The sequence below is a fragment of the Streptococcus sp. 1055 genome (assembly GCF_013276815.1).
GTDB lineage: Bacteria > Bacillota > Bacilli > Lactobacillales > Streptococcaceae > Streptococcus > Streptococcus pseudopneumoniae.
In genome coordinates this window covers 22376-32615 of sequence record NZ_VMLT01000034.1, presented here as the reverse complement: position 1 = coordinate 32615, position 10240 = coordinate 22376, and the positions used below count along the sequence as shown (strand labels likewise).

General features: G+C 39.7%; 12 protein-coding genes. 2 read left to right on the top strand and 10 right to left on the bottom strand.

The genetic code is table 11. The features are described from left to right. Positions 1-58: 58 nt before the first annotated feature. The 5 genes from HT699_RS03745 to typA all read right to left on the bottom strand — a co-directional run bounded on the left by HT699_RS03745 (position 59) and on the right by typA (position 5601). Positions 59-700: an ABC transporter ATP-binding protein gene (locus HT699_RS03745; RefSeq protein WP_000571290.1), complete on the bottom strand. Its 642-nt coding sequence runs from the start codon at positions 698-700 to the stop codon at positions 59-61. A gap of 1 nt (position 701) precedes the next feature. After that, positions 702-2723, bottom strand: coding sequence for a bacteriocin-associated integral membrane family protein (locus tag HT699_RS03740; RefSeq protein WP_138703192.1), 2022 nt, complete (start codon positions 2721-2723; stop codon positions 702-704). Between the two features lie 70 nt (positions 2724-2793). Beyond that, positions 2794-3093: a lactococcin 972 family bacteriocin gene (locus HT699_RS03735; RefSeq protein WP_054393023.1), complete on the bottom strand. Its 300-nt coding sequence runs from the start codon at positions 3091-3093 to the stop codon at positions 2794-2796. Positions 3094-3485: 392 nt separating this feature from the next. After that, positions 3486-3740 (bottom strand): DUF3165 family protein, encoded by a 255-nt coding sequence (locus HT699_RS03730; RefSeq protein WP_000262804.1) that lies wholly within the window; start codon positions 3738-3740, stop codon positions 3486-3488. A gap of 19 nt (positions 3741-3759) precedes the next feature. After that, positions 3760-5601 (bottom strand): translational GTPase TypA, encoded by a 1842-nt coding sequence (gene typA / locus HT699_RS03725; protein WP_000164111.1) that lies wholly within the window; start codon positions 5599-5601, stop codon positions 3760-3762. Positions 5602-5762: 161 nt separating this feature from the next. On the opposite strand from typA, the gene HT699_RS03720 reads away from it, so the two are divergent. Next, positions 5763-6488 carry a pseudouridine synthase gene (locus HT699_RS03720; RefSeq protein WP_050208759.1) on the top strand — a complete coding sequence of 242 codons (726 nt, stop codon included), beginning with the start codon at positions 5763-5765 and terminating at the stop codon, positions 6486-6488. A gap of 41 nt (positions 6489-6529) precedes the next feature. Here HT699_RS03720 and HT699_RS03715 read toward each other — a convergent pair whose 3' ends face one another. The 3 genes from HT699_RS03715 to HT699_RS03705 all read right to left on the bottom strand — a co-directional run bounded on the left by HT699_RS03715 (position 6530) and on the right by HT699_RS03705 (position 7460). Then, on the bottom strand, positions 6530-6763 hold the full coding sequence (locus tag HT699_RS03715) for a hypothetical protein (RefSeq protein ID WP_001088017.1): 234 nt from the start codon (positions 6761-6763) through the stop codon (positions 6530-6532). 86 nt (positions 6764-6849) lie between these two features. Beyond that, positions 6850-7230, bottom strand: a complete 381-nt coding sequence (locus HT699_RS03710; RefSeq protein ID WP_000259256.1) for a rhodanese-like domain-containing protein — start codon at positions 7228-7230, stop codon at positions 6850-6852. Continuing rightward, positions 7230-7460: a YqgQ family protein gene (locus HT699_RS03705; protein ID WP_001808324.1), complete on the bottom strand. Its 231-nt coding sequence runs from the start codon at positions 7458-7460 to the stop codon at positions 7230-7232. Before HT699_RS03705 ends, HT699_RS03710 begins: the two co-directional genes overlap by 1 nt. Before the next feature lie 102 nt (positions 7461-7562). Here HT699_RS03705 and HT699_RS03700 point away from each other — a divergent pair, with 102 nt between their 5' ends. Next, positions 7563-8471, top strand: coding sequence for a LysR family transcriptional regulator (locus HT699_RS03700; RefSeq protein WP_001222592.1), 909 nt, complete (start codon positions 7563-7565; stop codon positions 8469-8471). A 54-nt stretch (positions 8472-8525) separates the two neighbouring features. Here HT699_RS03700 and HT699_RS03695 read toward each other — a convergent pair whose 3' ends face one another. Both HT699_RS03695 and rnz read right to left on the bottom strand, forming a co-directional pair. Continuing rightward, the gene (locus tag HT699_RS03695) at positions 8526-9281 is read right to left on the bottom strand and encodes an SDR family oxidoreductase (RefSeq protein WP_001259184.1); all 756 of its coding nucleotides are present in this window, start codon (positions 9279-9281) and stop codon (positions 8526-8528) included. Positions 9282-9301: 20 nt separating this feature from the next. Then, positions 9302-10231 (bottom strand): ribonuclease Z, encoded by a 930-nt coding sequence (gene rnz, locus HT699_RS03690; protein WP_000354333.1) that lies wholly within the window; start codon positions 10229-10231, stop codon positions 9302-9304. Positions 10232-10240: the final 9 nt, after the last annotated feature.

Here is a 10240-nt window from a genome sequence, read left to right as displayed (position 1 = left end):
CCTGCGGCTAGCTTCCTAGTTTGCTTTTTGATTTTCATTGAGTATGAATCTTACCATATCATCTATGTGATAAATCGGTAACTCGAATGACTTGGTCCACTTGCTCCCAAATCAGAGGATTGTGGGTCGCAATAATAATGGTCCGATTCGGATTTTTTAAAGATTCTAGGATAGAAAGTAATTCCTCAGAGTTTTTGGGGTCTAGTGAAGCAGTTGGTTCATCTGCGAGAATCAAAGGTGGATCCTTTAAAATTATCTTCGCTAATGCAACACGTTGTGCTTCTCCTCCTGATAATTCAAAGATAGGTTGCTTTAAATCCAAATAAGAGAGGTTTACACGGTTTAGAGCTTGTTTCATCAAAGAGATTTTCTCTTTTTCCTTCAACTTTTTACCAACTAAACCCAGATTGAGATTCTCTTTGACGGTTTGGCTTTCAATTAAGCCAAAATCTTGAAATAGGTATCCTAAGTAATCTCTAAAGAAAACAGAAGGCCTGATGTCCTTAAGAGAGGTGCCATCATAGATAATTTGCCCTTTGTCATACGGCTCTAATCGTCCAATCATATTCAAGAGTGTTGTCTTACCACAGCCACTTGTACCGATTAAGGCATAAATTTTCCCACCTTCAAAATGAAGATTGGTATCTGAAAATAGCTGACGGCTTCCAAATTTTTTAGATATATTCTTTAGTTCAATCATCCTATTTTCCTTTCATAATTGTCATAGAAACACGAGATTCTTTCTGCGCTTGACGGTAAAGCGTCAAAACTGCACTAGCTAGAAAGACGAATAAAGTGAGCAAGCCAATCACCAAGTCTCGACTGCTTAAAATAAAGAGACTAGCACCAAATACAAAACTGGCAAATTGACTAACCATATACTGAGCATGTGTTTCAAAAAATCGTAAACCTGAAATTCGTTTAATCAGAATATCTCGGCGGAATTGCTCGAAATATAGAAGATTGACAGAATAAAAGAGTAACAAGGAACTAGCTATTCCAACAATAGCTCCTAGGATTAAAGTTGCTGTTTCAGTTTGAACTTCATTATAACGAGTTAGATAAACACTTCTTCCTTCTTTAAGATAAGATACTTGCTCATAAATTCCAGCTTTCTTCAAGAGTTCTAGCCCACTCTCATATCCTTTGATAAAAAGTTGTTTTCCAGCATTGATAGACCAAACATATTTTGAAATGAAACTATCACCTGTAGATGTTGGAGTAAATACAACTAAAATCGAATCGGTTAAGTACTGAATGGATACTGGGCTTTCACCGTTATTATAAACAAATCGCTTTTCTCCAGTTGGAAGATAGCTAATAATCGCTCTCATTTCATACTCTAAAGGAGCACTTGCCTCCTCACTTGATTGCCCGTAATAGTTCAAACTTTCTTCAAAAGCTTTCTTAAGTTCTGCTTCCTGTGAACGAAGAGATTCTGGTAATAAGAGTCCAAATTCTCCTTTTTGAAGATGGACTAACTTCTGTTTGGTCTCAGCATCTACCACGACCTTTTCCTTGTCCAAATAACTTGGGCTGACATAGAGCGTATTAGCATCTGGACTATAGGTATCCAGTGTCTCTCGCTGTTCATTTTTTCCTTGAGGATTTGCAAAATGAATGAGATTATCTTTTACAAATAGAGCCTGTTCTTCTTCGATTGCTTCCTTGGCAAAGGCATACCACTTGCTCTGATTTTCTGTATCTTTTCCTCTATCACCTAAGCCAAAAGAAATTTGATAATAGTCTGCTCTGTCTTGCCATGCTTGTTTTGAAATTTCAAGTTCTTTCAATCGTTGGTAAGACGTCAAGCCTGTCTTAACAGCGTAGCCCACTGTAAAAACAGCAACCAACTGACACAATAGAGTTAAAATCATCAGGCGTTTAAGGGGTAATCTCCCCTTAATAACGGGAACTAATGCTTTGTAATTCAAACTCATTAGATAAAGGAGCATTAGTAAAATTGAAATCGCCAATAAAAACAACAGATAGAAACTAATCCCAAAACCATAGGTGGCTAACAAGATAGGATAAAACAAACCTTGACTAAAAAGAAGGACTCCCCCACCTAGGAAGGAAAGGAGGGCTGATAGAAGGAGCCACTTGATATCAGTCGATAAAGAATGCCCCATGATGGATAAGAGAGTCTGACCAGAAAAGAGTTTTATACCTGCAGCTCTCATTTCCTTAATCCGAGTGATAATCACTAAAGCAAAGAAAGATAAGCCAAATATTGCTAAACTAATTAAAATAAGGGGATTTAGTAATATTCGAAAAGCAAGAGAATAGGGCGGTATCTTTCGGTCAGCAATTGCTTTATAACCCAAATCTCCTAATTTATCGGCAAGCTTTTCTTTCGTCAAGGAGCCTGACAAAAGGAGATAACTATTTAGCGGATCACTACGTTCACGACTTTCTTGGCTAGCTTCTTGGAATTCTTTTGGTAAAGTTCCCTGACCATAAGTTGCATAAGTAAAGTTAGTCGTCCCATCCTTACTCGGCTCTACAATTCTTCTAGCTATTAAACTCTGTTCTGAGTTTGCAAAATTCTCCAATTCCTGTTCAAATACCTCACGCGTCGGTTCCTGAGTATCTTTTTTGACACGAAGTAAAGAAACGGAATCATAGCTTGCATATAAATATTGTGGCGCACGTAAGACAATAATCCAAGCAAGGAAGAAGCTGAGAAAAAAAGTTGATAATAATATGAATAGTTTCTTCATAGTAGACTCCTTGTAAACAAAATTCCCCTTGTAATTTCTTACAAGGGGAATTATCTAAGAAAACTAAATATTAGTCATAGTCATAGTAAAATGCTACTTGTTCCCCAAATTTAGTCCAAATCCAAGCCTCTGAAGTTTTCCCTGCAGGTGCTGATCCTTTATCTGAATGACTATCCCATTTACTTACAAGAGAAGAATAATGATATTTTTTACCATGATAGTAATTTGAAAAAGCCCAACCACCTCCTGAACCTTCTCCATACGTCCATACTCCTCCATCTGGATATTGTACAGCAGCTGATGCAGCTTCCAATAATGTAAAACTTGAAATAAGAGCTAGAGCAAGTAATCTATGTTTTTTCGTTTTCATTTTATTTTTCCTTTCAAAAAAGCACACCCTGAGCAACAATGCAACAAAATAAATCCTATTCTCTCTTTTTTGAAACCGATTTCTTATATAATAAGAATAGCATTTTTATTATTTGTTGTCAAGGAAAAAATCGAATTTTTTAGATATTTTACTATATCACCTATATGAATAATGTTTTTATGTTACCTATATGAATAATATTATATAGTAGTTTTATTTCGAAATAATATGCAACCAGTACTAACCAAATATTAAATAGATGTCATTGACAAATTTTATTCAAGTTTTTCCCATTCATATTATCCAAGCAAAAGAGATGATGTTATAGTAAAAAAACAATTCAAACTATTGTAAAATTCCTACCAAAAAAAAGAGAGCCAAAACTCTCTTTTTTATCTTCTTTTACCTTTTTTGACTGGCATGAGTGTGATGTCTCTCACACTAAAGTAAGCTAGGATTAACATGGCTATTGCTAGGAACATTTCTGTTGGTAATTGAAAAATTTTCAGAAAAGATAGAGCCAACAAAACCAAAAGTGCCACTAAAATACATACCATAGCGACGATATTGACTGTCCCTTTAATACTTTCTGGTGTCGCAAATACATAGAGTAGGAGCAGTAAAATCCCTAGGACTAAATAGACCATCTTTCTCTCTTTCTAGCTCTTATTCAGCTGATTTTTTCTTCTTGTTAGCTTTCTCACGCTCTGCCTTGTTAAGGATTTGTTTACGCAAACGGATAGACTCAGGCGTTACTTCCATGTACTCATCGTCGTTCAAGAACTCAAGAGACTCTTCAAGTGTCAAGATACGAGGAGTCTTGATAACAGCTGTTTGGTCCTTAGTAGCTGAACGAACGTTGGTCATTTGCTTCGCCTTAGTGATGTTAACTGTCAAGTCGTTTTCACGAGAGTTTTCACCGATGATCATTCCTTCGTAAACTTCAGTACCTGGGTTGACAAAGATAGTACCGCGTTCTTCGATAGACATGATAGAGTAAGTTGTAGCCTTACCAGCATCGATAGAAACAAGGGCACCACGGTGACGACCACCAATTTCACCTGGAATCAATGGCAAGTATTGGTCAAAGGTATGGTTCATGATACCGTAACCACGAGTCATTGACAAGAACTCAGTTGAGTATCCAATCAAACCACGCGCTGGAACAAGGAAGACCAAACGAGTTTGACCATTACCAGTTGAAATCATATCCAACATTTCACCCTTACGTTCAGAAAGGCTTTGGATAACAGATCCTTGGTATTCTTCTGGAGTGTCGATTTGTACACGCTCAAATGGCTCACATTTAACACCGTCGATTTCTTTTACGATAACTTCTGGACGAGATACTTGAAGTTCATATCCCTCACGACGCATTGTTTCGATAAGGATTGACAAGTGCAATTCTCCACGTCCTGAAACAGTCCATTTATCTGGTGAATCAGTTGGGTCAACACGAAGGGAAACGTCTGTTTGCAATTCTGCCTGCAAGCGTTCTTCCACCTTACGAGAAGTTACCCATTTACCTTCTTTACCAGCAAATGGTGAGTTGTTGACCAAGAAAGTCATTTGAAGAGTTGGCTCATCGATGTGTAGAATTGGAAGAGCTTCAACTGCGTCTGTAGGAGTAATGGTTTCACCGACAAAGATGTCTTCCATACCTGAAACGGCAATCAAGTCACCTGCTTTTGCTTCTTGGATTTCACGACGTTCCAAACCAAAGAAACCGAAGAGTTTTGTAACACGGAAGTTTTTAGTTGTGCCGTCAAGTTTAGAAAGGGTAACTTGGTCCCCAACTTTAACAGTACCACGGAAGACACGACCGATACCAATACGTCCAACGAAGTCATTGTAGTCCAAAAGTGATACTTGGAACTGCAAAGGCTCATCTGAGTTATCTACTGGAGCCGGGATGTGGTCGATAATTGTGTCAAAGATTGGTGCCATAGTCGCTTCTTGGTCAGCTGGATCATCTGACAATGAAGAAGTTCCGTTGATCGCTGAAGCATAGACCACTGGGAAGTCAAGCTGGTCGTCATCTGCACCAAGCTCGATGAACAGTTCCAAGACTTCGTCCACTACTTCTGCTGGACGAGCTGATGGTTTATCGATTTTATTGACAACCACGATTGGGACAAGGTCTTGTTCCAAAGCTTTTTTCAATACGAAACGAGTTTGTGGCATGGTTCCTTCGTAGGCATCTACGACCAAGACAACACCGTCAACCATTTTCATGATACGCTCAACTTCTCCACCGAAGTCCGCGTGTCCTGGGGTATCCATGATGTTGATACGAGTTCCGTTGTAGGCAACAGCTGTATTTTTAGCAAGGATGGTAATTCCACGCTCTTTTTCGATATCGTTTGAGTCCATAGCACGCTCAGCCAATTCAGTACGTGCATCAAGCGTTTCTGATTGTTTCAATAATTCGTCAACAAGGGTTGTTTTACCGTGGTCAACGTGGGCGATAATCGCAATGTTACGGATATCTTCTCTTAATTTTGTCATGATTTCCTCTATAATATTCAAAATTTATTTTCTAACTGAACGATTATACCATAATTTCAGGTAAATAACATAACTCAAGCAAGTGTAAATGTTTTCACTCCGCTTTTCTTTTCACGTCAAGCCTTTTCAAAGCAAGCGACTTATGATAAGATAGGCACAGTATGCGTTTAGATAATTTATTAGCCCAAGAAAAAGTTAGCCGAAAGGCCATGAAGCAAGCCTTACTCAAAGGGGATATTCTCGTCGATGGTTGCCCAGCCCGCTCCCTAGCCCAAAATATCGATACAGGACTACAGGAACTCCTTTTTCAGGACCGAATCATTCAAGGCTATGAGCACACCTATCTGATGCTTCATAAGCCTGTTGGTGTCGTGACAGCCAATAAAGACAGGGAACTTCCAACCGTCATGGACCTCCTTCCGCCTGACATCCAGTCTGATAAGCTCTATGCCGTCGGCCGACTGGACCGAGATACAACGGGACTCCTCCTCTTGACCGATAACGGTCCCTTAGGCTTTCAGCTCCTCCATCCCCAATATCATGTCGATAAAACTTATCAAGTTAAAGTTAATGGACTTCTGACACCTGACCATATCCAAGCCTTTCAAAAAGGAATTGTCTTTTTAGATGGCACTGTCTGTAAACCCGCAAAACTAGAGATTCTATCTGCAAGTCCCTCCCTCAGTCAAGCCTCTATCACCATTTCAGAAGGAAAATTTCATCAAATCAAGAAAATGTTCCTCTCGGTTGGTGTTAAGGTGACTAGCCTCAAGAGAATCCAATTTGGGGACTTTACATTGAACCCAGATTTAGCAGAAGGTAACTACCTCCCTTTGAACCAAAAAGAGTTACAAATCATTAAAAACTATTTAGAGATGAGTCGATAAAATAAAAAAAGCTTTAAATTTAAAGCTTTTTTGTTTTTTGCTTATCTAAAAACTACTGCGATTGTTAGAATCCAGTTAAGAACAGAAACTACAAGTCCTACGATGTTGAGAATTTTTTCTGTTTTATAGTCCAGTCCAGATTCTTTTTGGTATGAAAAAGCCAAAACCAATCCTATGATCCCCAAAATCAGACTCACTATTGGAGAAAGCAAACCAAGGACGATAGATAAGATACCTAAAATAAGTGAAGGTTTTTTCTTTTCTTGTGAATTCATATTATAAAATCTCCTTAAAATTAATATAAATGATGATACCATAAAATGCTAGCTTTATCTATCATTCGACAGATTTTTACAGAATGTTAGCTAGTCTTCACTTTCCCTTTCCAAGAATCCAAGCCATAAGAAAGAATATAAATCTCAGAAAAACCTTGTTTTTTCAAGTAAAGAGCTGCATTTGTAACTCGTTGCGCACGTTGGTTTTCGTAGAGAAGGACAGGTTTATCTTTACGAAGGGCTGCAAGACTAGTCTTCAACTGACTTGAAGGAATATTGCGAGCCCCAAGAATATGTTTTCTGTGGAATTCTGCTGGGTCGCGCAAATCAATCAATTGACCCGTACGAATCAAGGCTTCAAACTCCTCATTGTCCACAATTTTAGCCGCACGGCGAATACGAAGATAGTTAAAGCCCATCCACGCCAACATTGCTAGTATAAGTGCCCACAAAATCCAAGTAACCATTAGTTCTTTTCTCCATTTTTCTCAATATAATCCAATTCTACCTTGTGCTCTCTGCGAAGAACCGCTTCTGCTTCTAGATAGTCTAATTTGTCCATCAACCCTGCATCGTAAATCCGAGAGAGTTCCAACTTCATCAGTTCAATATCATATAAGCGTTTTCCCATGTAAACAATAATACCAAATCGTTTGAGGAATTGCTGCACATCATAGAATGTTTTCATAAGACTCATTCTAGCAAAATTTTGTGTTTTTTTCAAGAAGAGACTTACACAATACTCCTGATTTTCCTATCTTCTTTGGCGATTCTGTTGCAAGTATGGTACAATAAAAACATGAGAATTCAACAATTACATTATATTATCAAAATCGTCGAAACTGGCTCCATGAATGAGGCAGCCAAGCAACTCTTTATCACTCAGCCCAGTCTTTCCAATGCGGTGCGAGATTTGGAAAATGAAATGGGGATTGAGATCTTTATCCGCAATCCCAAGGGAATCACCTTGACCCGTGATGGGATGGAGTTTCTCTCTTATGCCCGTCAGGTTGTCGAGCAAACTCAGCTTCTGGAGGAACGCTATAAAAATCCTGTCGCCCACCGCGAACTCTTTAGCGTTTCGTCTCAACACTATGCCTTTGTGGTCAATGCCTTTGTCTCTTTGCTCAAGAAAAGCGATATGGAGAAATACGAGCTCTTCCTTCGTGAAACTCGTACTTGGGAAATTATCGACGACGTCAAGAACTTCCGTAGTGAGGTCGGTGTCCTATTTTTGAACAGCTACAACCGTGATGTTTTAACCAAAATGCTGGATGACAACCACCTGCTGGCTCACCATCTCTTCACAGCCCAGCCCCATATCTTTGTCAGCAAGACCAATCCTCTGGCAAAGAAAGACAAGGTCAAACTATCTGATTTGGAAAACTTCCCTTATCTCAGCTATGACCAAGGGACACACAATTCCTTCTACTTCTCTGAAGAGATTCTATCTCAAGAGCACCACAAGAAATCCATTGTGGTTAGTGACCGTGCCACCCTCTTTAATCTCTTGATTGGTTTGGACGGTTATACCATTGCGACAGGGATTTTGAACAGCAACCTCAACGGAGACAATATCGTTTCTATCCCACTGGATATTGATGATCCAATTGAGCTGGTCTATATCCAGCATGAAAAAACCAGCCTATCTAAGATGGGCGAACGCTTTATCGACTATCTACTAGAAGAAGTCCAGTTTGATAGTTGAGAAATGATAAGAACCAATATGTAGGTTAGCAACAACCTGCACATTGGTTCTTTTTTATTTATAATTAAAAGTTTCCCCTGCCAACTTATCAGCTAGCTTGGGAAAAAGGGTATAAAACTTATGGGCTAGGTTCAACAAAACTGGGAGATTGAGTTCCCGTTTATTTTTTCCTATAGTCTTGACAATCTTTTTAGCCACTGCATCTGGTTCTAAAAGGAAGCGGTCAACCGATTTGAGATAGGTGCCATCTGGGTCGGCTTGGTCGAAAAATCCTGTACGGATTGGTCCTGGATTAACCGTCGTTACATAAACACCGTAGGACATGAGTTCGAGGCGCAGAGCATTTGAAAAACCAATGGCCGCAAACTTGGTAGCTGAGTAGAGACTGGACTTGCCAGTAGCGATTAAACCTGCCATGCTGATAATATTGATGATATGACCTTTTCGACTGTCTTTCATACGAGCCGCAAGGTGTCGAGACAGGTTCATCAGGGCAAAAGTATTGACCTCAAACATCTGGTGAATATCTTGGTCAGAAATCTGGTCAAATTCCTCAAAAATCCCGTAACCAGCGTTGTTTATCAAAACATCAATCTCGCCATAGCGGAGATAGAGGTCAGTTACCAGAGTTTCTAAGGCTGAATCATCGGTAATATCGATTTCAATCAATTCTGCATGGGGATGGTTTCCGTAGAGTTGGGCTAATTTTTCCTTATTTCTACCAAGCAAGATGAGCTGGTCTTCTGGTAAAAGTTTGACCATTTCTTGAGCTAGACCACCACTAGCGCCAGTAATGAGAATAGTACGCATACTTATCCTTTCTCAATCTTTTAGATTTCCACTTCTTCCAAGTCTTTGACCACATGGACATTTTCAAAAATGCTAGCAGCATCTTTCTTGAGCTTGCTGATATCTTTTGAGAGGAAACGGGCACTGATATGGTTGAGCAAGAGGCGTTTGGCACCTGCTTCTACTGCTACTTGTGCAGCTTGCATGTTAGTAGAGTGGCCATGGTTACGAGCAATTTTTTCATCACCCTTGCCATAAGTCGATTCATGGACAAGGACATCGGCATTGACAGCTAGACGCACACTAGCATTGGTTTTGCGGGTGTCACCAAGAATGGTAATAATCTTACCTGGACGGGGAGCTGAGATATAGTCAGCTGCCTTGATTTCAGTCCCATCTTCGAGAACTACATCCTGGCCGTTTTTGATTTTCCCAAAAAGTGGGCCAAATGGGACACCTGCCGCCTTGAGTTTTTCAGCATCCAGCGTTCCTTCTAGATCCTTTTGGATAACACGATAACCAACACAGAAAATAGTGTGGTCCAGCTCTTCTGCATACACCGTAAATTTATCGGTCTCAAGGATTTTTCCTAAAGAATCTTGGTCAAACTCATGAAAATGAATACGATAAGGCAGACGCGAACCTGACACACGAAGGCTGGTTAAGACAAATGACTTGATGCCTTGAGGTCCATAGATTTCCAAATCTGTCTGCTCTTCATTGGCCTGAAAAGCACGGCTAGAAAGGAAACCTGGCAAGCCAAAAATGTGGTCTCCATGCAAGTGAGTGATAAAGATTTTGCTGACCTTACGTGGTCGAATCGTGGTTTCAAGAATACGATTTTGCGTACCTTCTCCACAGTCAAAGAGCCAGACTTCGTTAATCTCGTCCAAGAGTTTCAGGGCGAGACTGGAGACGTTGCGGGCTTTAGAGGGCTGACCAGCCCCCGTTCCTAAAAATTGAATATCCATTCGATACTT

Excerpts from the sequence above, each read along its gene's own strand:
- rnz (WP_000354333.1), bottom strand. The coding sequence starts at position 10,231 with ATGGATATTCAATTTTTAGGAACGGGGGCTGGTCAGCCCTCTAAAGCC.
- HT699_RS03715 (WP_001088017.1), bottom strand. The coding sequence starts at position 6,763 with ATGAATTCACAAGAAAAGAAAAAACCTTCACTTATTTTAGGTATCTTA.
- HT699_RS03710 (WP_000259256.1), bottom strand. The coding sequence starts at position 7,230 with ATGGTTACTTGGATTTTGTGGGCACTTATACTAGCAATGTTGGCGTGG.
- HT699_RS03735 (WP_054393023.1), bottom strand. The coding sequence starts at position 3,093 with ATGAAAACGAAAAAACATAGATTACTTGCTCTAGCTCTTATTTCAAGT.
- HT699_RS03695 (WP_001259184.1), bottom strand. The coding sequence starts at position 9,281 with ATGCGTACTATTCTCATTACTGGCGCTAGTGGTGGTCTAGCTCAAGAA.
- HT699_RS03720 (WP_050208759.1), top strand. The coding sequence starts at position 5,763 with ATGCGTTTAGATAATTTATTAGCCCAAGAAAAAGTTAGCCGAAAGGCC.
- HT699_RS03740 (WP_138703192.1), bottom strand. The coding sequence starts at position 2,723 with ATGAAGAAACTATTCATATTATTATCAACTTTTTTTCTCAGCTTCTTC.
- HT699_RS03700 (WP_001222592.1), top strand. The coding sequence starts at position 7,563 with ATGAGAATTCAACAATTACATTATATTATCAAAATCGTCGAAACTGGC.
- HT699_RS03745 (WP_000571290.1), bottom strand. The coding sequence starts at position 700 with ATGATTGAACTAAAGAATATATCTAAAAAATTTGGAAGCCGTCAGCTA.
- typA (WP_000164111.1), bottom strand. The coding sequence starts at position 5,601 with ATGACAAAATTAAGAGAAGATATCCGTAACATTGCGATTATCGCCCAC.
- HT699_RS03705 (WP_001808324.1), bottom strand. The coding sequence starts at position 7,460 with ATGAGTCTTATGAAAACATTCTATGATGTGCAGCAATTCCTCAAACGA.
- HT699_RS03730 (WP_000262804.1), bottom strand. The coding sequence starts at position 3,740 with ATGGTCTATTTAGTCCTAGGGATTTTACTGCTCCTACTCTATGTATTT.